Consider the following 21,027-nt stretch of genomic DNA (forward strand, 5'->3'; position numbering starts at 1 on the left):
GAGGCGGCCATTGCACGTTAGGATGATGGCTGGCGCGCAAGCCATGGCGCACAACCAGGGCAGGTTGCCCCTGCCGAAACGGCGCAGCGGTTTGCCGGCCTTCCCTCAACCCCAGGAGATCGCCCATGTCCCGCACCGAAAGCAGCTTTACCACCCGTTCCGGGCACGTGCTGAGCGGCACCGTGGTGCAGCCGGTGGGGCCGGTTCGCGCGGTGGCGTTGTTCGCGCACTGCTTCACCTGCACCCGCGCCAGCCTGGCTGCGGTCAGGATCACCGATGAGCTGGCACGTCTCGGCATTGCCACCTTGCGCTTCGACTTCACCGGGCTGGGATCGAGCGAGGGCGATTTCGCCAGTGTGGGTTTTCCCGGTGACGTGGATGACCTGGTCGACGCGGCCGAGCACCTGGCCGCCACTATCGGTGCGCCGCAGTTGCTGATCGGCCACAGCCTGGGTGGCGCGGCCGTACTTGCGGCGGCCGCGCGCATTCCATCGGCGCGCGCGGTGGCCACCATCGGCGCGCCGTCCGATGTCAGCCATGTGCTGGACAGCATCGACGGCGACCTGCAGGCGATCGAGGCACAGGGCAGCGGCGAAGTGTCCATTGCCGGCCGCCGCTTTCCGTTGAGCGCCGCTTTCGTGCGTTCGGCGCGCGAAGCCGACGTGCTCGCCGCCGTGAAGCAATTGCATCACCCCATCCTGATCGCCCACGCGCCGGGCGATACCGTGGTCGGCATCGACCACGCGCGCCGGTTGTTCGAAGCAGCCCGCCACCCCAAGACCTTCCTCAGCCTCGATCAGGCCGGCCACCTGCTGTCGAAAGAGGCCGACGCACGCTACGCGGCGCGCATGATCGCCTGCTGGGCCGACCGCTTCCTCGAAACGGTGCCGGCTGCGGAGGCACTCGAACCCGGCACGGTACGCGTCGCCAACAACGCCTCCGGACTTGCCGTGGCGATCGATGCGCGCCATCACCAGTTGATCGCGGACGAACCGCGCGAAGTCGGCGGTGACGACGCCGGCCCCACACCTTACGATCTGCTGCTGGCCTCACTCGGCGCCTGCACCGCGATGACCCTGCGGATGGTGGCCGGCCGCGAATCGATCCCGCTGGACGAGGTCGAGGTGACGCTTTCGCATCAACGCAACCACGCCAAGGACTGCGATCACTGCGAGCAGGACGATGCGCGCGTGCAGGCCATCTACCGCCGCCTGAAACTGTCCGGCAACCTCACCTCCGCACAGCGCGACCGCCTGCTCGCCGTCGCCGAAAGATGCCCGGTCCACCGCACGCTGACCGGCAGCCTGCATATCCACGACGAGCTGTTGCCGGGCTGAGGTATCCGGGCATCAACGGCAGGCGCAGGTGAGGGGCGTGCCCGCCGATCGGGCCACCAGGGGCTGTAGGTGCATACGTATGCACTGTGTGCGTCAGTTCCTGGAACGCACAGGTTGGCGCAGAGCTACCTGACAACTCTGTCAGGGAAGGCTGACATCGACCCTTTTGCCGTTGGTGCACTCTTGCGTCTGTCCTGCAGTTTTGGCGACAGGCCTGCGATCCACGGCATCCGTTGACCGAGGCATTCTTTCGACTCAAACCGAGGCACCTGTCGATGACCGTCCTGTTCGCGATCCGGGAAGATGAGGCTGGCATGTGGCGCATCCATCGCGGGCAGGTCTGCGTGATGAATCGCCTCACCCTGGCGCGAGCCATCACCGAGGCCCGCAAGCTGGCACGGGATCATCACTGGCTGACCGGCTTGACCGCTTCCGTTGATCTGGTCAGCCCGGAAGTCACGACCCGCCTGGGACACTACGCGCACCCCAATGCCGAATCCGACGACGTGGCCGCGGCTTAGGTCTTTGTCCTCGAACGCGCCGGCTCGCTGGAGTCGCCGCGTGTAACGGGCAAGGGGTTTCGGGTTTGGGGTAGGGCGGTACCGCGCGGAGCTGCGACGGAAGGGGCGGTTGGTGGGTATCCGCTTTAGGATGTGACATCCCATCCACGGACCTTCCTCCATGCCCGTACGGCTTTCCTCGACCGGCCTGGTGCTGGACGGCCAGCAGCCGATGCAGAACCTGCTGCGTTTCCTCGACACCGTCATGCGCGGCATCGGCCACGTCATGCTGCAGAACAACAGCTACACCGGCCTGCTGTTCCTGCTCGGCATCTTCTACAACTCGTTGTTGTTCGGCTGCGCGGTGCTGGTCGGCACGGTCGTGAGCACGCTCACCGCCATCTTGCTCGGCGCGAAGCCGACGCTGGTGCGCGATGGCATGTTCGGATTCAACGGTGCGCTGGTGGCGATCGCCGTGATCTATTTCCTGCAGCCGGATGCACTGACCTGGGCTTACGTGATCCTGGCCGCCGCCTGCACCACGGTGCTGATGGCGGCGATGCTGCGCCTGTTCGACGTCTGGAAGATGCCTGTACTCACCGCGCCATTCGTCTTTACCGCGCTGTGCTTCCTGTTGGCGTGCGCGCGCTTTGGCTGATTGCAATCGACCCATGTGTTGCCCACCGCGGGCTTGCCCAAGGCGGCAGCCATCGTCGAGGGCATCGTGACCACCTCGACGGTAGTGGAAGGCGTGTTCAACGGCATCGCCCAAGTGTTCTTCCAGGGCAGCGTGATCACCGGCGTGCTGTTCGCCATCGGCTTGCTGGTCAGTTCGCGCCGGGTGTTCATCATCGCCTTGCTGGGCTCCCTGACCGGCCTGCTGGTGGCCTGGGGCATGGGTGCGGCCGAACCGGCCATCCGCTCCGGTGCGTTCGGTTTCAACAGCGTGCTGACCGCGATCGCGCTGGGCGGCGTGTTCTTCGTGCTGGACAAGGCCTCGGCCGCCTACACTTTGCTGGCCGCCATCGCCACGGCGATCGTGTTCGCCGCCGTCTCCGCTGCGCTGGAACCGCTGGGCATGCCCGCGCTGACGCTGCCATTCGTGCTGGTAGTGTGGCTGTTCGTCCTCGCCGGCCCGATGTTTCCGGGGCTGCGGCTGGCGGGGGATGCGTGATGTTGCCGTGTCAGGGATGTCTGATAAAAACGTCCGGTAAAAAGGACGGAGGCAACTAAATCATGCATCGCAGCGGCCTTTGCCTGCACTCCTTTTTATCGCTCTATTGCCGCCAGAAGTGCGTCGACAACCCGAGCCCAGCGGGCCGCGCGGCCTGGCCGGCAGCGTGGCAGAGATTTGTTTGGCGTGGAGACTGGCCTTCGCCTTGCTTGGTCCGCAACGCATCGCATTGCGAGGTGCTTTTGTGATGCGGCGTTACTCTGAATCTGCCTGACTGGGAGTGGGTCCCATGTTTGCGAGTGAGCGCAGGGATAGACTGTTCGAGCGCCGGGCTCTCGAATACAAGCTCAACAGCCTTACTTCCGCGTTTTGCCGACGAATCCCAACGCACGGATCCATTCACCATCCCGTTTCATGGTGTCGGTGCGCCGCCGGCGGTAATGGTGCTCCGCACGATCCTGCACGTAAGCAACCCACGTGCGCAGCCAACGGTCGCTCTCGTGCTGCTTTCGTATCAAGGTTCGCATCAACCAGCGTGCGGTGGAGGGTGCGAATTGCTGGAACAGTTTGTCGTCAATGCTGACCACTGCTTCAGTGGTGCCCAAGTCACCCTGCCGCGCGCAACGGCCAAACAGTTGGCGGTCGACACGCCGGATAAGTCCAGGTGCCGTCGTCGTTGCGGCATAGGCGGCCGTGCTGTGGTCCGGCGTAAACGAAGGCTTGCAGCGCATCATGGTCGGCATCGGTGTCGTTGGCCAATACATCGATCACCACCGTCTTGAGCGTACGTACGGTGGCACTGTCGTCCTGTGCAACGGGCGCGTCATCGACCGCCAGCACGGTAACCGTGAGTGGTGTCGCCGTCGTGGCCGTGTCGCCTTTGGCGGCCTCGGTGGCCGTGGATTCGACGTTCAGGGTGATCGGACCGAAGAAGTTGGCTGGCGGCAGCAGCGATCGATAAGCTGACGCGTCGTGCGATGGCTTGAGCTTCTTTGGAGCCAAGGGCTTCTACATGCGTCCCCAGAACCAAACGTGTCCCTGATAATCCAGCGCAGCACTGAAATAGCCGCCAGCCGTGATCGCCTTGATAGGGGGTAACCCCTCCACACGAATCGGCCTCGCGGAATGAGGTGCACTCAGCGGAGCGCGAGCCTGTTCCAGGCAACGGTCGTCAAACTCCATCGAAGCCGGCTGTTGGGTGATTTGTCCTCTCTCGTTGTCGCCCCATGCCCATACCGACCCATCGGACTTCAAGGCAAGCGAATGGCGCCTCCCGGTAGCGATGGCAATGACATGGTCCAATCCCACGATCTTCGTTGGACCATTGATAGGCGCGCTGGCTTTCGACGCCCGCTGATCGAACGGTCCTGTCTGACCACAGTCATCGACTCCCCAACCCCACACCTCTCCGTCCCTGCCAAGGGCCAGGTTGTGATTGTAATAAGTGGCCAGTGCCACCGTCGAGGGCAGACCAGTGACCTGCGCAGGGCTGGTTTGTGGAGAAGCCGACGTCTGGAACGCTGCTGGTTGTCCATTCGCAGAGCAATACCGGAAACCATAGGCCGGGGTGAGAACATCACTCGCCTCGAATTCCGCGCTGGAGAGACTGCCCCATTGCCATACCGTACCGTCTCGTTTCAGGGCGAGGCTGTGTCGGAATCCTGCACCGATGGCGATAACGTCGCGCAATTGCTGAATCGGCAAAATCGGTGATGTGCCGGACATTGACGTTGGTTGGCCGCTCTGTCCGCAGTCGTTGGCGCCCCAGGCCCATACAATGCCGCTGGCTTGCAATGCCAGGGAATGATCTGCTCCAGCAGCAACAGCCTTGATGTCGTGCAAGCCGGGAATTTCTAGTTCGCCAGTTTGAACCGTGCCGAGTTGGTTGAACTTGTTCAAGCCATTGGGAACGCTTTCCCATACATGGCCATCGTCGGATAGAACGATCTGCTGGACTATCCCCGAAGTCAGCGCTCGAGCTGACGCAACATGTCTATCAGGAATGAATTTCGTCGGCGGCACCTGTTTACATGACCCGAGTGCCCGCCACGCCCATGCGCCGCCATCGTTGTCGATTGCAAAACCCACGATGCCACCGCCACTTGCGCTTATGCTGACAATGGATGGCAGACCCACGATCAGCGTTGGACCGACACCGCCAAGAGGGGCATGGCACGTTTGCTCGCGTCCATTGTCGACGGCACTACGCAAAAAGTGACCTCCCAGGGCGAGGAGCAATAACGCTGAGAGAATCCAGCAAGGCTTGCATGTCATAGAGGTTTTTCGGCTATCAGAAAAGCGCTGATCACACTATGACCCTTGGTGGGATTGAACCCGATCAAGGGTCACAACAATTAGTGCGGCTTCTTGACCGTCAAGCCGGACTGCCTCGCCAAATCGTCCAGAGTGACCGGAGGTTCATCAAACAAACCATTCCACCAGTTACCACCGGCTTGCTCCGTGCCATGGGCGCTTGCCTCCGCCTCAGTGCTCCAATCGAGTTCCAGTTTTGGAGTGCGCGCGGCGTCAGTCCGCGGCGATGAAGCACCACGATTTACCACAATGTAGCCATAACCGCCGCTCCCCTGATTGAAGATCTGTGCCCCCGATTGCACCACCACACTCGCCTGATAGCCGCAGCCATGGTCGTATTGGTTGCCGACATTGAGGGAGATGGTGGCTGTGGTGCTCAGGAGGCCGTCGTTTACGGAGTAGGTGAACGCGTCGGTACCGGTGTAGCCGGTGGCTGGGCGGTAGGTATAGCTGCCGTCGCTGTTGCGGTTGAGCGTGCCATGGGCCGGATTGGCTAGCGACAAGGTCAACGCGTTGCCATCGACGTCGGCGACCAGCCGGTCGAAGTCGATCCGCACGGTGCCGTTGCTGTCTACGTTGAAGCTCGCGTTGCGTGCTGTTGGCGCATCGTTTGCCGGGGTCACGTTGATGGTGACCATCGCCAGGTTGGAACCGGTCAAATCATCCCAGGTGCGGTAGGTGAAGTGGTCGGTGCCGGACCAGTTGGCATCGGCCAGGTAGGTCCAGGTGCCGTCGTCATTGCGGCACAGGCGACCATGTTGCGGGCCGCAGGCGACGAAGGCTTCCAGCGTGTCGCCGTCGACATCGGTGTCGTTGGACAATACGTCGATTCTGACCGCCGTGTCCTCCGCCGTTGTAACCGTGTCGTCGATGGCTACCGGCGGATGCTCGGCGGTGACGGTGATGGTGACCGTCGCCAGCGTGGAGCTGAGCTGGCCGTCGCTGGTGCGATAGCTGAAGCTGTCGGTGCCGACATAGCCGCAAGCGGCGGTGTAGCTGTAGGTGCCGTCGCTGTTGCGACTCAACCAGCCATGTCGTGGTCCATCGACCAGCACGCTGGTCAGGTCGGTGCTATCCGCATCGCTGTCGTTGGCCAGCACATCGATGACCACCGTCTTGAAGGTGCGTACGGTGACGCGGTCGTCCTGGGCCACCGGGGCATCGTTGACCGGGATCACCGTGACCGCCAGCGTGGCCGTGGTGCTGGCCGTGCTGCCATTGGCGCTTTCGGTGCTGGTGGCTTCAACGCCCAGGTTGATCTGGCCATTGAAGTTGGTGGGTGGCAACAGAGTGAGCGTGCCCAGGTTCCAGTGGGTGACGTCGACCCGGGTGGTAGTCGCGGTGGCAGTGAAGCTGTGCGTGCCATCGCTCAAGGTGGCGCCGACGGGCAGGGCGTCGATCACCACGCTCAGGACTTCGGAACCGTCGGTGTCGGTCAAGCCTGCCTGGATCGCCGAAAGCGCAATCGCGGTGTCTTCCAGCCCGGTATTGGCGGGCTGCGACTCGGCAAGTGCAATGTTGTCGATCATCGCGCCGCGGCCTTCGCTGTCATGCCGCGTTGCCGTGCTGATGATGCGGATGGTTTGCGCACCGCCGGTACCGATGAAATTGAAGCTCAACGTGTGCCAGTCCAGAGCTGTGGATGAGCTGGTGTTGGCATAGTTGGCCAGCAACACACCATCCACATAGATGCCGATGGCGGTGTAGTCCGCGCTGTAGCCCATGCGACCGGCATAGTCCAGGCTCAACGTGTAGCTGCTTCCGGCCATGGTCGTCACACGGCGTTCGATGCCGAGGGTCTGGTGGCCCAGGCCGCGTGCATCATTGAGCTCCAACCAGTTTTTGCCATCGCCTTCCGCCGCGTGCACCGTGCGGGCGGAGTCGTTGGCGTTGACCATGTGATCCCGGTCGGACCACACCTCGAAGCCATTCCAGCCAGCGTGCCGCTGCTGACCAGCGTGGAGCTGTTGTCCCGGTCGGCCACGTTTTCCCAGCCGGTGCGGAACAGCTCGTGTTGGCCGCCATGCGTATCGATGAACGACAGCGTGGGTGCGTCGGCCACCGGGATGATGTCGATGAACATGCTGGCGGTGTCGCTGCCCAGTTCGCCATCGAAAGCACGGTAGTCGAAGCTTGCGTAGCCCGAGGTGTTGGCGGCGGGTACGAAACGCAGATGGCCGGCGGCGATGTCGTCCGCCGTCATCGTCTGGCCAATCGTGACGGCAACCCAGGTGGTGCCGCTGTCGACCTGCAGGGCACCGTCCGTCGGCAGCGAGGCGAGCACGATCGACAGCGTGGTGCTGTCGATGTCGCTGACGCGGAATCCGTAATTTCGCATAATGTATAGGCTTCAGTCAGATTAGCCATTGCTCTCGACCCGTGAAGAAACCTGATTATGCACGGCATTATCATCGGGCGGCAAACCGTGCATTTTCTGGCCCGAAAAATCCGCATCATCTTTGCGGTTATCAGTCTCAAGTTTCGAGATTATCGGCGCCATTTTCTCAGGCTCAATGCGCCCGGCAAGAACGACCGGATCCCACAGATGAGAGGGCGCCACAAACTCGCCGAGGCGATCCAAAGCGAGCAACGCCAAGCGCGCCCGCATCTGATCATTGAAGGCGTCGGCGAAGTCTGACGCGGTAGCGTAGGGCACGCCGTCCACTTCCCACGGTTCACCAGGAGGCGGATCAAGATCGCGCGCGGCCGCGTAGTACGCCTTCAACGCGATCCGGCAAGCATCCTCGCCGGTGAAGAAACGGCATTGCGCCGCGAAATCGGTTTTCATGCGAACATTCCTTTGGGGCTTCGGCCCCGGTTCGTTGTACCAAGAGGCCCCCGCTCAGCTCGCCAGCGTCCGGGGGCCTCGCCTTTTCAATCGTCCAAGTAGCTCAACACCCCATCGCGGAAGGCATCGAAGAACACGGCCAACCGCTTCTCACGCGACGCCACGATCCCCGGCTCAGTGACCGCCTGATACGCATAGACCGCCGCCTGCGTCACTTCCGCCTCAGAGAAGCCCATGCAAGCCGCCGCCTCAGGATCGGCCGCACCACCCATCGACCAATCACCATCATCGAAAAACTCCCCCAGCGTGCTCATGCGGCCACCGCCCAGGCTGCGCCAAGATCATCGATCTGCACCGTCCACGGCGATCGCACCAACACCCCTGTACTTCGATCCACGTAGCCCCCGGCGACTTTCACCATGTCGAAGCGCGAGAAGTCGTCCAACTGCGCCGAAAACGCGTCCCGCAGCCACCGAGCAGCCACCGTGAAGCGCCGCCACCGTCGACGCTGCAACGACAGACCGCACACCCCATGCATGCGCGCACCGTGCGGAAAGCTCGCCGCCTCATGCTCCCCTGTCTTGCTGGCGTACTTGGTCAGGTAGCCCACCGGGTTACGCGCGGTCTCGATCTTCGACATACCGTGCGGCCACCAGCCGCAACGATCCGGGCAGGGCAGGCGCAGATGCCGAGGCACGAACAGCACCGCGTGGTAGTGAATTGCCCCACGCTTTTGCGTCTCAGCCACCCAACCCATGCGCAGCGTCTCGCCGTGCTTCAGGAACCAGCGGCGAAGCGCCCGTGTGAAGTCGCCGATGTGACCAGGCTGCCAATCGTCGCCGTTGCGATAGGTCAGCGTCAGGAACGACGCCCGGTAGTAGCGGCGCCCGCGCTCGCTCGCTTCCATGCTGGACTCGAAATGCAGGTGAGTGATCGAGTAATCGATGGTCTTACGCATGTGCTTGACCCGCCGAAGCGGCCCGTTGATCCGAAACCGGCTCATGCCGACCACCTCGCCGCAAGCCGCGATCTGGCGCGGTTTTGCCTGTTCTGAGAACCTTTGTTCTTGAGATAGACAAGCCCCGGTGCAGCCGACTCCGTGGCGGCTTCGCCGCCACGGAGGCCGCTGCACCCGTTCATGACCACCATTGGCACGCCTTGTGAGATCTCAGAAGCGGGTTTGACGGGGAAGGGGTGTTCCTGCCGACCGGCCCCCGGCTCAGTTTCCCGTGTCCGAGGTATGGCCGGGATTCCGGAAATTTTCGCAGGAATGAATCTAAGTAGCTGTATTAACGCAAGTAATAGAAGATCCTGCGGAACTGGTGACTTACGCTGAACAACTCCCGGAGCCTCTTAGCCACTGCTCTTCTTGGAGTCCACACGTCTCTTCCGCTGGGTAGATTTACGCGTATCGTCGGTACTTTTCTTTGTCCCTGAGGCCTTCGCAGCCAGCAACTGCAAAGCCAGTTCCATCCCGTCGATTTGCCCGCGGTTCGACAGCACTTGCCGCGTCAAAGTCTGCTGTTCGGTCGTGAAAGCTTCGATCTGTACACGTTGTTGTTCGAGCTTTTGAAGCTGCTCGCGGTAGCGCAAACGCAATTCGGTAAGCTCCGTTTGCTGCTCTTCATGTCGCCGCTGAGCCTTGGCCAGCGCCCTTTCGGCGTGACGTTGTCCTTCGCGTGCTTCGTCGATCTGCCGGAGCATACGGTCCTGCGCCACTTCCAGTCGCTGGGTAGCGGTACCGAGTTCGGTCTGGAAGGCCAGGTCACGCTCGGCAAGACGAACCTGAAATTCGTTGGCCTGTTTCTCCTGGGTAGTGACCGCTGCTTCCTGCTGACGCGTGGCTTCGGTACGCAGACTAGCTATTTCCTGCTGCAACGCGTGGACCTGGCCAAGGGCATCGTTTTTAGTTGCACTCTCACTGACCAGCTGCTGCTGCAGTTCGGCCAACTGCGCGCCGAGTTGTGCCATCCGCTGCGCCCGCTGTTGTCCGTCGGCGATCGCGGCGTCGCACGACGCCCTGGCTTCGTCGCGTTCCCGCTGGATCGAACTCAGTTCCGCTTCCTGTGCCTCACGCTGTTCGGCAAAGGTTCGCTCCCCTTGCTCGACGGCGGCGACCCACAGCGAGCGCATGGCGTCGGCCACCGCCGGTGGCAAATCGACACCGAGTGCGTCGACCTTCGTTCGCTCGTCCTTCCACAACTTCAACTCATCGTTGATGGTGGTTCGGCTGCCCTGCTGGATGACGGCATAGATCTGATCGACGGTGATTTCGTGCGGCCGCTTTGCGCCGGCAACGAGCTGGGCGGCGGCCTCACGGGTACGTTGACGGGTATCGCTGACGCGGCTCATGGGGCAGTTCCAGTCGCTCGAAAGGTCAATTTCAAAGAACGATAACGCTGTATATTACAGTATTACGTTATATATGTAACGATTAAACTTTGAAATTTACGATAACTCCTATAATCGAAAGTCTTTTGGCGATACCCTGCATTTTCCGTGGTGTCGGACATGGGAAAGCATGACTGAGTTGATAGTGAGTCTTTTGGCGTTGCCCCAAGCCCTGCCGCCCGCCCTGTCGGGGTGCGTCGGCACCAACCGGGCACCGGTCAGCGTGGCACGGCAGATTGCGGCCAATGACGACGTGGCGGCGATCGGCTTATGGTTGGCGGAATATCACGACTCGCCACACACCTTCCGCAGTTACCGCAAGGAAGTCGAGCGGTTGTTGCTCTGGGCCACGCAAGTACGGGGCAAGCCGGTGTCGAGCCTCACCCGCGAGGACGTGATCGCCTACGAAGCCTTCCTTGCACATCCGCCTGCCACCTGGTGCGACGACGGCCTGGCGCGTCGTGGTGCGCATCGACGCCTTTTCGTCGGTCCCTTGGCCGAGCGCAGCCGTCGCCAGGCCTTGGGCATTCTGGCGGGACTGTTCAATTACCTCGTGCGTGCCGGCTATCTCGCGGGCAGCCCGTTTGTGCTGCAGCGACGACGGGCGCGCCGTGGCTCCCGACGCACGATCGAACGCTACCTGGACCGTGCCCTCTGGGAAGAGGTGTTGCGCATCGTCGACAGCTGGCCGCAGGACACCATGCGGGAAAGGCAGCGCTACGAGCGCGTCCGCTGGATCCTTCGCTTCCTTTATGAAACCGCACTGCGGGCCGCCGAAGCGGCGGCCGCTGGCGAACGTGATTTTCAACACATCCGTGGACGGTGGTGGCTGCACACCGTGGGCAAAGGCGGCGTCGAGGGCACGATCCCATTGAGCGATGGTCTCATGGAGGATTTCGCACGTTATCGGTGTTTTTATGGACTGTCAGGGGTACCTACGGTGGACGGCAAGGCACCGACCATTCTGGGTATCGCCGGACGGTCTTCCCCGCTGACGCCCACGGCGGTCTACCAGATCGTCAAGGACGCCTTTCGACGCGTGGCCGATAGCCTGCAAGAAAAGGACGGTGCCAAAGCTACGCGAGTACGGCGGGCATCGACACATTGGCTGCGGCATACGGCCGCCACGCACCAGGCCGAGGATGGCACACCGATCCATCACATCCAGCAGAACCTGCGCCACAGTTCCATCGGCACGACGTCGATCTACATTCATGCAGAGGAGGATGCACGCCATGCCAGCACCACGAAACCACGCATCGAGGCATCGGTATCCCAAGGAGACGTGCCATGACTGACCCCGACGATCGCTTTGGCATGCCGGACAGTGCGTTCAGAGCAGCGCGGGAAAGCCACGGCTTGAATAGCCCGGTTATCCGTGCGGGAATGTATGTCCCGACACGACATGAAGTCGCTACGTTGCCCGCCACGCGGCTTTCGTCGATCGTGATCGACTGGATGTGGGAAAGCCCATCCGAATTGATTCCAGACAACACGCAGATTGCGGAACTGCGCGCCATCTTGGCGCGGCGTCCAGATGTTGGCTCCCCCGACATTGGCCAACTCATCGTTGCCTGCGATGACTATTTGAAGGTGTAGCCGCATCGCTTATCCAGTTTGCTCCGACGAGCGCACTCGAAAGCACGTTGACCTGCCCAACCAAGGTGGTCGTGTCACCGAGAGGATGTTCACAATGCCATGCTGGTGTTTCTATGCGACTGCGCTGGCTGCGGTAAACTGAGGCGGCCCAAGTTTGGAGATTGCCGCGTGTTCTGCTCTTAAAGCAACGTGCTGTGCTCGCCGATCCAGCAGAAGAAGAAGGCTTGCTGCGGATAACCCAACTGCGTGGCGTTATCGGATATTGGTCGAATGTGCTCGAAGAAGAAGTTGCATACAACTTCGAGGTGCTACCCAGCATGTTCTGCACATGAGCCTTCTTTTTTCCAATTCTTGCGTCCGTCAGAAGCCCCATTTCCCTCCCAGCTGTTCGCTGAGCCACAGCGAGCTGGTGATCTTCCAGTGCATTCAAGCAATTTTCGGCCTCAATCCTTACTACGGAATCATCTTGACTAAACGCAGAGTTGTCATAACTGGCTTGGGCGCGGTATCTCCGGTCGGCATCGGTGTCGGCGAGACATGGAGCAATATCGTCGCTGGAAAATCCGGTATCACCAAGATCACCCGCTTCGATGCTTCCGCCTTCGCCTCTCAGATCGCCGGGGAAGTAAAGAATTTCGACGTCACTCAGTATCTTTCCGCCAAAGATGCACGCCGCCTGGATACTTTCATCCATTACGGCATGGTGGCGGGTATGGAGGCGTTCAATGACTCTGGCCTGCAAGTGACCCCGGAAAACGCTGACCGTATGGGGGTCAATATCGGCGCAGGTATTGGTGGACTGCCGTTGATCGAGGAGACACACACAACCTATAGGGACGGTGGGCCGCGCAAAATTTCGCCGTTCTTTATTCCAGGCACCATCATCAACATGATTTCCGGGAACCTGTCGATCATGTTTGGTCTGCAAGGCCCCAACTACGCTGTGGTGGCAGCTTGCACCAGCGGTCTGCATGCCATTGGCATCGGCGCTAGAACCATCGCTTACGGCGATGCGGACGTGATGGTTTGCGGTGGTGCAGAATCGACCGTGTCTCCGTTGGCGTTGGGCGGCTTTGCTTCAGCCAAGGCGCTTTCTACGCGCAACGATGATCCCGCGACGGCATGCCGCCCTTGGGACAAGGGGCGGGATGGTTTCGTGCTCGGTGAAGGTGCCGGTGTGCTGGTGCTGGAAGAATATGTGCATGCCAAGGCCCGCGGCGCCAAAATTTATGCGGAACTGGCCGGCTTCGGCATGAGTGGCGACGCTTACCACATGACGGCGCCCAACACCGATGGTCCGAGACGTTCCATGGTCAAGGCCTTGCACGACGCCGGTGTCAATCCGGATGAGATTCAATACATCAATGCACATGGCACTTCCACGCAACTGGGGGACAAGAACGAAACCGTGGCCATCAAACTGGCTCTTGGCGATGCAGCGCGCAAAGTGGTGGTCAATTCCACCAAATCCATGACCGGACACCTGCTAGGTGGTGCCGGCGGACTGGAGTCGGTACTGACCGTTCTTGCCGTGCATCATCAGGTGTCGCCCCCCACCATCAACATTTTCGAGCAGGATCCCGAGTGCGATCTGGACTACTGCGCCAACACGGCGCGGCAGTTGAAGATCGACGTGGCGATGAAAAACAATTTCGGCTTTGGTGGCACCAATGGCTCGCTCGTGTTTCGGCGCGTTTAAAACCTTCCGGGCTTGGCGTGCGGGCGATTGCACATCACCGATGTACTGATTAATCTGCTGGCTCTGCCTGCCATGGCGCCGTTTGTGATGCGAAGCGGTGCGCGACGTACCGCACACAGCAACTCGGTGCAGACAGTCAACGTGGCGCATGACTGTCAGTAGGACGAGGGTTTTACGAGTCAGTCGCGAGCCGCTAGCTCACGGTTGATCACTTGGTATCTCCTCGCACTGATGGTCGCCATCGCCGCGGGTTACGTCGGTCGAGAGGAATATCGCCTACGCCGTTTGGCACGGCCCCTTCTTCGGCGCACCAAGCTTGACTCAACCGAGTTGTGGCGATTTGTTCCAGTTGTTCAGACGTCCATATAGGTGCGTTGTATCTCCAGCTTGTCAACCTAACGATGCTATCGATGGCGTATGAAGCCGACCGGCAGAGCCAGTGACACGCAAGCGACCTTGGCGTGGCATCCAGCTAGTCAAAAGGCATCTCCCGTCGGAAACACGGGCGGGAGCTTCTGGGGTTCTTTGATGCGCAACTGTTTGTTGACGTTCATACGTCCGAACACGACCTCGATAGCTGAGCGCGGGACGCCAAATTCGCCGGCCAGGAAGCGCACCATGTGATCGGTCGCGCGTCCTGCGCGCGGAGCAGCCGTCACACTGACCTTGAGTTGGGAGCCTTTGGGTTTGCCGATGGCATCGCAGCTCGCACTTGGCTTGCCAAGAATGTTGACGACCAGCGTGTTTCCCTCCCACCAGAAAAAAGGTCCGTCTACTGCGTTACTTGGTTTCATCATGAGCACTATGGCAACGATTCTCTCAAGGTGTACGGAAGGAGATTGCGGCGGTAAGGGAGGCGCTGAACACGCGTCTAGCAGCCGTCCAACAAGCGATAGAGGCTGCGCTCCAATTCCACAACGCCCACCGGTTTCATCAGCGTGAAAACATGCACACAATCGGTGGGGCGAGCCAAACCCGTCGTCGTGTCTTGCTCGGCGAGCAGCAGCACGGACGTTCCACACGACTGCAAAGCAGTGATGAGGCGCCGCGTTTCGCCATAAGAAAGATGGGCATCGACGATCGCCGCTCGGAAGGCTGTCTGCAACATCGCATCAAGGGCTGATTCCAGGCCCCCAGCAGCGGACACTTCGTGACCCATCTGAGTCAGATCGCTTTTAAGTGAATGGCGAAAAGCGGCATCGTCGTCGACGATCAATATGCGCATACCACGGTCCTTTGGCTATCGTGTGTGTGATCGTCGGAGCCGATCGACAGATTTCATCATGGCCACCGCGTTCGAGCAGGCAATCAGCGCCGTCCCGTTCTTCCACCTAAGGCGTGAAAGTGCGAGGGTGGTGCCAAGTGGGCGCGAACGGTCTCGAATAAAGGATTGACCTGCGTCGGCTCCTGCAGATGCCGACTTACCGCCGCTGCGGCCAACTGAGCGACTTCCATGGGCAACGATGGCGTGCCCTCGGGCCAGAAAACCAGTTCGGGCGTATCCCTTGGTTCGGTTCTATCCAGGTGACGCAGCAAATCGCCATAGACGGTCAACCGCAGGTCATTTTTCGCATCCCCTTCGCTGGGCGCGACCATGATCCGAACGGAACGCTGACCGGAGGCCTTGAGATACGCCTCATAGGCGGTCAGGCAGCCGGAGAACAACGAGCGATAACGCGCGCCATCGGCACCCTGGCGTTCGCCAGGTTCATGGTCCACCACGGCCATGGCAAATCGCACTGGCAGGCGCTGGACTATAGTGGCCAAGGTGCTCTCGGCAACATCCTCATCCCATTCTCGTCCGAGCATTTCACTCAATTGAGGCGCCACACGTTGCACCCACATTGGAACCGTGGCGGGATGGGGTATCGACAAACCGCTGCGTTCAATGTGCGTGGCCGCTGCCGCTTCGGAGAGAATTGACCATGCAGCGGGGGTCTCGGACCAGCACAACACGTGCACGTACACATTTTTGGCCACACACTCCCCCAGGAAGGCCACGTGTTCCGGGGCAAGTCCGGCCATCGTCAACGGGTGAGCTTTGCCAGCGAGCGAGGCAGCCGACGATGGGAGGTCGTTAGCGTGCGCGGGCATGAGTGCTTCCGGGCGTCGGTGCTGCCGTTTCGACTGGGTCCTCCTCCGCATGCCATGGACGTCCCAACTTGCGTTCGATGTATTCCCGGATCAGCCGGCGTACGACCTGTGAGGACGTAGCATCTTCTCCCGCGCACAAGCGTTCAAAAACCGCCTTCTTGCGCGGGTCGATCAAAATGGTCAGCCGGGCAGTGCGATTTTCAATGGGCATTGGTTTGGAACCTATTTTCACTGGAAGCAACTTCCAAGGTTGAAACAGCTATCAGAATTTTCTTGTGCGGCGTTTTCTCAACCGCCGCAAGCTAAGGGCTTCCCCATTTCATGTGTGTCGCTCCACCATCAACTTCTTGATCTCCGCAATGGCCTTGGCCGGGTTCAAACCTTTCGGGCAGGTGCGCGTGCAGTTCATGATGGTGTGGCAGCGGTACAACTTGAACGGGTCTTCCAGGTCGTCCAGGCGCTCGCCGGTGGCTTCGTCGCGCGAGTCGACGATCCAGCGATAGGCCTGCAGCAGGATCGCCGGACCGAGGTACTTGTCACCGTTCCACCAATAGCTGGGACAGCTGGTCGAGCAGCACGCGCACAGGATGCACTCGTACAGGCCGTCGAGCTTCTTGCGCTCCTCCGGCGACTGCAGCCGCTCGCGATTTGGCGCCGGGCTCTGCGTGCGGATCCATGGCTTGATCGACGCGAACTGTGCGTAGAAATGGGTCAGGTCCGGGACCAGATCCTTCACCACCGGCATGTGCGGCAGCGGGTAGATCTTCACGTCACCGGAGGCGCACTCGCTGATCGCGCGGGTGCAGGCCAACGTGTTGGTGCCGTCGATGTTCATCGCGCACGAGCCGCAAATGCCCTCGCGGCAGGAACGGCGCAGGGTGAGCGTGGGATCAATCTCGTTCTTGATCTTCAGCAGCGCGTCCAGAACCATCGGACCGCACGCGGCCAGGTCGACCTCGTAGGTGTCGATGCGCGGGTTCTGCCCGTCATCCGGCGACCAGCGATAGATGCGGAAGGTACGTGGCTTCTTCGCATCCTTGGCCGGGTAGTGGCGGCCCGGCTGGATCCTGGAGTTCTTCGGTAGAGTGAATTCAGCCATGTCGTCAACCTTCAATGATTCGATGCGCGTGATGTCCGATCAAGGCCGAAAAAGCCGCCTACAAAGTGCCGTCAATAAACGCGTTTTGCCAAGGCTACGGACTCGACCTCGTCGGTCAAGGTATTCATGTGCACCGGACGATAATCGAAGCGTGACGCGCCGGCCTCGTCGACCCATACCAGCGTGTGCTTGTGCCAGTTGAGGTCGTCGCGCTCCGGAAAGTCCTCGCGCGCATGCGCACCGCGGCTTTCCAGTCGCTGCTCAGCCGAATGCATGGTGGCCACCGCTTGCGCCAGCAGATTGGACAGCTCCAGCGTCTCGACCAAGTCGGAGTTCCAGACCAGTGAGCGGTCGCTGACACCGACATCCTGAAACGAGTCGAAGACCTCGGAGATCTTCTGCTTGCCTTCGGCCAGCGAGGCACCAGTGCGAAACACCGCGGCATCCTTCTGCATGGTGCGTTGCATGGCCATGCGGATCTGCGCTGTCGGCGTGCCGCCCTTGGCATTGCGCAGCGCATCGAAGCGGGCCAGCGACTTGTCCAGCACATTGGTCGGCAGGTCCTTGTGCGCCACACCCGGCTGGATCAGCTCGGCGCAGCGATGGGCCGCCGCGCGGCCGAAGACCACGATATCGAGCAGCGAGTTCGAGCCCAGCCGGTTGCCGCCGTGTACCGACACGCAGGCCGCCTCGCCGATCGCGAACAGGCCCGGCACGATCGCGTCGACGTCGTCGCCGCGCTTCTGCACCACTTCGCCGTGATAATTGGTCGGGATGCCGCCCATGTTGTAGTGCGCGGTGGGAATGACAGGGATCGGCTCCTTGGTCACATCCACGCCGGCGAAGATGCGCGCCGACTCGGCGATGCCCGGCAACATTTCCTGAATGACCTTCGGCCCCAGATGCATCAGGTTCAGATAGATATGATCCTTGTGCTCGCCGACGCCGCGGCCCTCGCGGATCTCGATCGTCATCGCGCGGCTTACCACGTCGCGCGACGCCAGATCCTTCGCGTGCGGTGCGTAGCGCTCCATGAAACGCTCGCCTTCGGCGTTGGTGAGGTAACCGCCTTCGCCGCGCACGCCCTCGGTGATCAGGCAGCCGGCACCGTAGATACCGGTCGGATGGAACTGCACGAACTCCATGTCCTGCAGCGCGAGGCCCGCGCGCAGCACCATGCCGCCGCCGTCGCCGGTGCAGGTATGCGCCGAGGTGGCGCTGAAGTAGGCGCGGCCGTAACCGCCGGTCGCCAGCACCACGGCCTGGCCGCGGAAGAAATGCAGGGTGCCCTCGTTCATGTCCAGCGCGAGCACGCCGCGGCACACGCCGGTTTCGTCGAAGATCAGGTCGATCGCGAAGTATTCGACGAAGAAGGTCGCGTCATGCGCCAACGCCTGTTGGTAAAGCGTGTGCAACATGGCATGACCGGTGCGGTCGGCTGCCGCACAGGTGCGCTGTGCGGTGCCCTTGCCGTAGTGCGTGGTCATGCCGCCGAACGGGCGCTGGTAGATCTTGCCTTCCTCGGTGCGCGAGAACGGCACGCCGTAGTGTTCCAGCTCGATCACGGCGGCGGGCGCGTTCTTGCACATGTACTCGATCGCGTCCTGATCGCCGAGCCAGTCGCCGCCCTTGATGGTGTCGTAGAAGTGGAAGCGCCAGTCGTCCTCACCCATGTTGCCGAGCGCGGCGGAAATGCCGCCCTGCGCCGCCACCGTGTGCGAGCGGGTCGGGAATACCTTGGTGATGCAGGCGGCCTTGAGGCCTTCCTCGGCCAAGCCGAAGGTGGCGCGCAGACCCGCGCCGCCGGCGCCGACCACGATCACGTCATACAGATGTTGTTGAACCTTGTAGCTTTCCATGAAACCTATTCCTCGCGTCTTATGGGGTCAGCGCAATGCGCAGCACGGCAAGCACGCTTGCCAGCGCGCCCATGACCGCGAGGAACTTCATCGTCACCAGCAGCGCGACTTCCTTCCAGCGGGTATGCACGTAGTCCTCGATCACCACCTGCAGGCCGAGCACGGCGTGCCAGAACATGGTGAGCACGAACGCGATCAACAGCAGTGCGTTCCATGGCTTCGCCACTGCCGCATGCGCCGTGGCGTAATCGGCATGCAGCAGGCACAGCACGGTGGCGACAAACCACACGCCGAGCAGCACCAGGGCGGCGGCGGTTACCCGCTGGGTCCACCAGTGGCCCACGCCGGACTGGGACGACCCCAGGCCGCGGGCAATCTTCAACGGGTTGCGTCGATCTTTCACGACGGTGTCCTTCGTGCTCATGCCGCACCTCCGGCCGTCAAGACATAAGCCCACACCAGCACCGTGAGCACGATGCTGCCGGCGACCGACAACCAGCTGGAACGCACGAACTGGGGAATCCCGTAACCAAGGCCGGCGTCCTGGATCAGGTGCCGGATGCCGTTGCACAGGTGATAGAACAGTGACCAGCTCCAGCCCAGCAACAACACCATGCCCACCGGGCTGCCGGTGAGGCTCTTGAAGTGGTTGAAGCTGTCTTCGCCCGCGGCCAGATGCAGCAGGCCGGCCACCACCAGAAGGCTTCCGACGGCCAGCGCGATGCCGGTGGCGCGGTGCAGAATGGAACTCATCATCTGCACTTGCCACTTGTAGATCTGGAGATGCGGAGAGAGCGGTCGTTGCGTGTCTGCCATGGCGGTTATCCTGAGTGCAATCGCTGATGTCTGTGGCGTTCGTCCTTGGTGCTAGTCATTACCAACGAGCGGCGACAAGCACCGGGGCGTTTAGAATCGGTGCAGCACCGGCCGACAGGAACCCCATCGGTTGCTGTCGGAATGGACCGACGGATTGGATCCGGACGAAGGAAAGTGTCGGACTCATGCTCATCACCCTTAGCGGCGCTTGCGCGACTCCAGGCAAGTGGGGGGATTCACCAGCTTGGAAGCTACGGCGTCAAAGATCGGATTGGCCTGCTTGGGCGCTTCCAGGTAACGACTGATCGCGGCGGCGGCCAGGTTGGCGATTTCCAATGGCAGCGGAAGCACGTGCTCTGACCAGAGCCGCAACTCGAAGTTGGCGAGGCTGGAATCGTCGTCAAGACGGTCCCGTGTGTCCTTGAAAGCCCCAAGCAGGTTTTTGCCCTGATCCCCCTTGCGAGAAGCCGCAATCAGGACGCCGCGTGCACTTTCATGAGCGTCCTTTAAAAACGCCTCATACGCCGAGAGGCATCCGGAAAGGGATCGCCGATACAGGGCCAGTTCCGGCACCACGTTCCTTTCGTGATCGGGCTCCACGACCGAAGCGACAAAGCGCGCCGGCAGTCGCGTGATCAACGTCGCCAACGTGCTCTCTTCGGCACCCGCGTCACGGCTAAAGGGCAGGCTCAACTGGGGAGCCACGCCTTGCACCCAGGAGCGGGCACCGGGTACCGCTCCCGACGAGAACATTTCCGTACGCACCGCGACCAGCGCCGCACAGCTGCGCGTGAGGCGAGGCCATGCGTCGGGAAGCGTCGGCCAGCACAGAACCTGCACGAACGCCTTCGCGGCGGTTGCCTTGTGATGAGCGGCATGCTCGCCAAGAAAGGCGATCTGTTCGGGTTTCAGGACCGCCGGCGGCGCCGTGGTCGGTGCAAGGTTTTTTTTCACCGTGCGCTTGGCGACAGTGGATCCGCGACGGTCGGTCTCGCCGACGGCCGCGATGCTCGGCTTCGTTCGCTGTTCCTCGCCTGCGTCCACGACCCTATCGAGTGAGGTCATGAGCTTTCGCCTCCAAGGGGTTCACTTCTTTTTTTTCGTGATGCCCGACGGGTCGCCAAGGATGGCCCGATCTCTGCTCGATGTAGGTTCGGAGCAGCCGGCGCACCACCTGCGAGGGTGTGGCGTCCTCTTCGGCGCAAAGGCGCTCGAAGACCGCTTTCTTTCGTGGATCGATCAGGATGGTCAATCGTGCGGTGCGACTTTCTAGTGACATTCGAGTTCCATCAGCCTTACACTGAACATGTTTCCAATGGTAACGCCATTATCATGCTGAACACAGCCCTCTGCTATCT

At 61.4% G+C, this 21,027-nt stretch carries 24 protein-coding genes and 1 pseudogene; 6 read left to right on the forward strand and 19 right to left on the reverse strand.

Annotation, left to right across the window (positions count from 1 at the left end; genetic code table 11):
• Positions 1 to 125 precede the first annotated feature (125 nt).
• The 3 genes and pseudogenes from ASD68_RS03505 (at position 126) to ASD68_RS17200 (ending at position 3,011) form a co-directional block, all read left to right on the forward strand.
• Positions 126 to 1,337 carry a bifunctional alpha/beta hydrolase/OsmC family protein gene (locus tag ASD68_RS03505; RefSeq protein WP_056603424.1) on the forward strand — a complete coding sequence of 404 codons (1,212 nt, stop codon included), beginning with the start codon at positions 126 to 128 and terminating at the stop codon, positions 1,335 to 1,337.
• Between the two features lie 275 nt (positions 1,338 to 1,612).
• Entirely contained in the window at positions 1,613 to 1,858 is a 246-nt protein-coding gene (locus ASD68_RS03510; RefSeq protein WP_056603427.1) for a hypothetical protein, read from the forward strand.
• Between the two features lie 244 nt (positions 1,859 to 2,102).
• A pseudogene (locus ASD68_RS17200) lies at positions 2,103 to 3,011 on the forward strand (urea transporter).
• A 356-nt stretch (positions 3,012 to 3,367) separates the two neighbouring features.
• Here ASD68_RS17200 and ASD68_RS03520 read toward each other — a convergent pair.
• The 9 genes from ASD68_RS03520 to ASD68_RS03555 all read right to left on the reverse strand — a co-directional run bounded on the left by ASD68_RS03520 (position 3,368) and on the right by ASD68_RS03555 (position 10,464).
• A complete protein-coding gene (locus ASD68_RS03520; RefSeq protein ID WP_056603431.1) occupies positions 3,368 to 3,616 on the reverse strand; it encodes a hypothetical protein in 249 nt (82 codons plus the stop codon).
• A 1-nt stretch (position 3,617) separates the two neighbouring features.
• Complete coding sequence (locus tag ASD68_RS03525; protein WP_056603434.1) at positions 3,618 to 4,013, reverse strand: Ig-like domain-containing protein; 396 nt, start codon at positions 4,011 to 4,013, stop codon at positions 3,618 to 3,620.
• Between the two features lie 6 nt (positions 4,014 to 4,019).
• Positions 4,020 to 5,222 (reverse strand): hypothetical protein, encoded by a 1,203-nt coding sequence (locus tag ASD68_RS16480; RefSeq protein ID WP_162247403.1) that lies wholly within the window; start codon positions 5,220 to 5,222, stop codon positions 4,020 to 4,022.
• A gap of 143 nt (positions 5,223 to 5,365) precedes the next feature.
• On the reverse strand, positions 5,366 to 7,093 hold the full coding sequence (locus ASD68_RS03530) for an Ig-like domain-containing protein (protein WP_056603437.1): 1,728 nt from the start codon (positions 7,091 to 7,093) through the stop codon (positions 5,366 to 5,368).
• A 5-nt stretch (positions 7,094 to 7,098) separates the two neighbouring features.
• Complete coding sequence (locus ASD68_RS17205) at positions 7,099 to 7,662, reverse strand: hypothetical protein (RefSeq protein ID WP_056603440.1); 564 nt, start codon at positions 7,660 to 7,662, stop codon at positions 7,099 to 7,101.
• Between the two features lie 21 nt (positions 7,663 to 7,683).
• Positions 7,684 to 8,112 carry a hypothetical protein gene (locus tag ASD68_RS03540; RefSeq protein WP_056603443.1) on the reverse strand — a complete coding sequence of 143 codons (429 nt, stop codon included), beginning with the start codon at positions 8,110 to 8,112 and terminating at the stop codon, positions 7,684 to 7,686.
• 86 nt (positions 8,113 to 8,198) lie between these two features.
• A complete protein-coding gene (locus tag ASD68_RS03545) occupies positions 8,199 to 8,426 on the reverse strand; it encodes a hypothetical protein (protein WP_056603446.1) in 228 nt (75 codons plus the stop codon).
• Positions 8,423 to 9,070 (reverse strand): hypothetical protein, encoded by a 648-nt coding sequence (locus ASD68_RS03550; RefSeq protein WP_156458323.1) that lies wholly within the window; start codon positions 9,068 to 9,070, stop codon positions 8,423 to 8,425. The genes ASD68_RS03545 and ASD68_RS03550 overlap by 4 nt, the downstream gene beginning before the upstream one ends.
• Before the next feature lie 395 nt (positions 9,071 to 9,465).
• Entirely contained in the window at positions 9,466 to 10,464 is a 999-nt protein-coding gene (locus ASD68_RS03555) for a DNA-binding protein (RefSeq protein WP_056603452.1), read from the reverse strand.
• Between the two features lie 169 nt (positions 10,465 to 10,633).
• Here ASD68_RS03555 and ASD68_RS03560 point away from each other — a divergent pair, with 169 nt between their 5' ends.
• The 3 genes from ASD68_RS03560 to fabF all read left to right on the forward strand — a co-directional run bounded on the left by ASD68_RS03560 (position 10,634) and on the right by fabF (position 13,801).
• A complete protein-coding gene (locus tag ASD68_RS03560; protein ID WP_056603456.1) occupies positions 10,634 to 11,797 on the forward strand; it encodes a site-specific integrase in 1,164 nt (387 codons plus the stop codon).
• Positions 11,794 to 12,102, forward strand: coding sequence for a hypothetical protein (locus tag ASD68_RS03565; RefSeq protein WP_056603459.1), 309 nt, complete (start codon positions 11,794 to 11,796; stop codon positions 12,100 to 12,102). The genes ASD68_RS03560 and ASD68_RS03565 overlap by 4 nt, the downstream gene beginning before the upstream one ends.
• Before the next feature lie 466 nt (positions 12,103 to 12,568).
• Positions 12,569 to 13,801, forward strand: a complete 1,233-nt coding sequence (gene fabF, locus ASD68_RS03570; protein WP_056605118.1) for a beta-ketoacyl-ACP synthase II — start codon at positions 12,569 to 12,571, stop codon at positions 13,799 to 13,801.
• 476 nt (positions 13,802 to 14,277) lie between these two features.
• Here fabF and ASD68_RS03575 read toward each other — a convergent pair whose 3' ends face one another.
• From ASD68_RS03575 to ASD68_RS17210, 10 genes are all read right to left on the reverse strand, one after another.
• Complete coding sequence (locus ASD68_RS03575) at positions 14,278 to 14,595, reverse strand: DUF167 family protein (protein ID WP_056605121.1); 318 nt, start codon at positions 14,593 to 14,595, stop codon at positions 14,278 to 14,280.
• Between the two features lie 77 nt (positions 14,596 to 14,672).
• The gene (locus ASD68_RS03580) at positions 14,673 to 15,026 is read right to left on the reverse strand and encodes a response regulator transcription factor (protein ID WP_056603462.1); all 354 of its coding nucleotides are present in this window, start codon (positions 15,024 to 15,026) and stop codon (positions 14,673 to 14,675) included.
• Positions 15,027 to 15,109: 83 nt separating this feature from the next.
• Positions 15,110 to 15,895 carry a hypothetical protein gene (locus ASD68_RS03585; RefSeq protein ID WP_156458324.1) on the reverse strand — a complete coding sequence of 262 codons (786 nt, stop codon included), beginning with the start codon at positions 15,893 to 15,895 and terminating at the stop codon, positions 15,110 to 15,112.
• Positions 15,879 to 16,106, reverse strand: coding sequence for a ribbon-helix-helix protein, CopG family (locus ASD68_RS16485; protein WP_156458325.1), 228 nt, complete (start codon positions 16,104 to 16,106; stop codon positions 15,879 to 15,881). Before ASD68_RS16485 ends, ASD68_RS03585 begins: the two co-directional genes overlap by 17 nt.
• Positions 16,107 to 16,214: 108 nt before the next feature.
• A complete protein-coding gene (locus tag ASD68_RS03590; RefSeq protein ID WP_056603467.1) occupies positions 16,215 to 16,994 on the reverse strand; it encodes a succinate dehydrogenase iron-sulfur subunit in 780 nt (259 codons plus the stop codon).
• A 71-nt stretch (positions 16,995 to 17,065) separates the two neighbouring features.
• Complete coding sequence (gene sdhA, locus ASD68_RS03595; protein ID WP_056603470.1) at positions 17,066 to 18,853, reverse strand: succinate dehydrogenase flavoprotein subunit; 1,788 nt, start codon at positions 18,851 to 18,853, stop codon at positions 17,066 to 17,068.
• Positions 18,854 to 18,872: 19 nt separating this feature from the next.
• Entirely contained in the window at positions 18,873 to 19,277 is a 405-nt protein-coding gene (gene sdhD, locus ASD68_RS03600; RefSeq protein ID WP_056603473.1) for a succinate dehydrogenase, hydrophobic membrane anchor protein, read from the reverse strand.
• Complete coding sequence (gene sdhC / locus ASD68_RS03605) at positions 19,274 to 19,669, reverse strand: succinate dehydrogenase, cytochrome b556 subunit (protein WP_056603476.1); 396 nt, start codon at positions 19,667 to 19,669, stop codon at positions 19,274 to 19,276. Before sdhC ends, sdhD begins: the two co-directional genes overlap by 4 nt.
• 198 nt (positions 19,670 to 19,867) lie before the next feature.
• Positions 19,868 to 20,734: a hypothetical protein gene (locus tag ASD68_RS03610; RefSeq protein WP_056603478.1), complete on the reverse strand. Its 867-nt coding sequence runs from the start codon at positions 20,732 to 20,734 to the stop codon at positions 19,868 to 19,870.
• Entirely contained in the window at positions 20,718 to 20,948 is a 231-nt protein-coding gene (locus ASD68_RS17210; RefSeq protein ID WP_235578619.1) for a CopG family transcriptional regulator, read from the reverse strand. The genes ASD68_RS03610 and ASD68_RS17210 overlap by 17 nt, the downstream gene beginning before the upstream one ends.
• Between the last annotated feature and the right edge of the window lie 79 nt (positions 20,949 to 21,027).

This window comes from Rhodanobacter sp. Root627 (assembly GCF_001427835.1).
GTDB lineage: Bacteria > Pseudomonadota > Gammaproteobacteria > Xanthomonadales > Rhodanobacteraceae > Rhodanobacter > Rhodanobacter ginsenosidimutans.

Bases quoted from the DNA above. Each gene is read 5' to 3' on its own strand.
- ASD68_RS03510 (WP_056603427.1), top strand. From the start codon at position 1,613: ATGACCGTCCTGTTCGCGATCCGGGAAGATGAGGCTGGCATGTGGCGC.
- ASD68_RS17210 (WP_235578619.1), bottom strand. From the start codon at position 20,948: ATGTCACTAGAAAGTCGCACCGCACGATTGACCATCCTGATCGATCCA.
- ASD68_RS03545 (WP_056603446.1), bottom strand. From the start codon at position 8,426: ATGAGCACGCTGGGGGAGTTTTTCGATGATGGTGATTGGTCGATGGGT.
- sdhD (WP_056603473.1), bottom strand. From the start codon at position 19,277: ATGAGCACGAAGGACACCGTCGTGAAAGATCGACGCAACCCGTTGAAG.
- ASD68_RS03560 (WP_056603456.1), top strand. From the start codon at position 10,634: ATGACTGAGTTGATAGTGAGTCTTTTGGCGTTGCCCCAAGCCCTGCCG.
- ASD68_RS03590 (WP_056603467.1), bottom strand. From the start codon at position 16,994: ATGGCTGAATTCACTCTACCGAAGAACTCCAGGATCCAGCCGGGCCGC.
- ASD68_RS03565 (WP_056603459.1), top strand. From the start codon at position 11,794: ATGACTGACCCCGACGATCGCTTTGGCATGCCGGACAGTGCGTTCAGA.
- sdhA (WP_056603470.1), bottom strand. From the start codon at position 18,853: ATGGAAAGCTACAAGGTTCAACAACATCTGTATGACGTGATCGTGGTC.
- sdhC (WP_056603476.1), bottom strand. From the start codon at position 19,669: ATGGCAGACACGCAACGACCGCTCTCTCCGCATCTCCAGATCTACAAG.
- ASD68_RS03540 (WP_056603443.1), bottom strand. From the start codon at position 8,112: ATGAAAACCGATTTCGCGGCGCAATGCCGTTTCTTCACCGGCGAGGAT.
- ASD68_RS03555 (WP_056603452.1), bottom strand. From the start codon at position 10,464: ATGAGCCGCGTCAGCGATACCCGTCAACGTACCCGTGAGGCCGCCGCC.
- ASD68_RS03580 (WP_056603462.1), bottom strand. From the start codon at position 15,026: ATGCGCATATTGATCGTCGACGACGATGCCGCTTTTCGCCATTCACTT.
- ASD68_RS17205 (WP_056603440.1), bottom strand. From the start codon at position 7,662: ATGCGAAATTACGGATTCCGCGTCAGCGACATCGACAGCACCACGCTG.
- ASD68_RS03585 (WP_156458324.1), bottom strand. From the start codon at position 15,895: ATGCCCGCGCACGCTAACGACCTCCCATCGTCGGCTGCCTCGCTCGCT.
- ASD68_RS16485 (WP_156458325.1), bottom strand. From the start codon at position 16,106: ATGCCCATTGAAAATCGCACTGCCCGGCTGACCATTTTGATCGACCCG.
- ASD68_RS03610 (WP_056603478.1), bottom strand. From the start codon at position 20,734: ATGACCTCACTCGATAGGGTCGTGGACGCAGGCGAGGAACAGCGAACG.
- ASD68_RS03550 (WP_156458323.1), bottom strand. From the start codon at position 9,070: ATGCGTAAGACCATCGATTACTCGATCACTCACCTGCATTTCGAGTCC.
- ASD68_RS03505 (WP_056603424.1), top strand. From the start codon at position 126: ATGTCCCGCACCGAAAGCAGCTTTACCACCCGTTCCGGGCACGTGCTG.
- ASD68_RS03530 (WP_056603437.1), bottom strand. From the start codon at position 7,093: ATGGCCGGAAGCAGCTACACGTTGAGCCTGGACTATGCCGGTCGCATG.
- ASD68_RS03575 (WP_056605121.1), bottom strand. From the start codon at position 14,595: ATGAAACCAAGTAACGCAGTAGACGGACCTTTTTTCTGGTGGGAGGGA.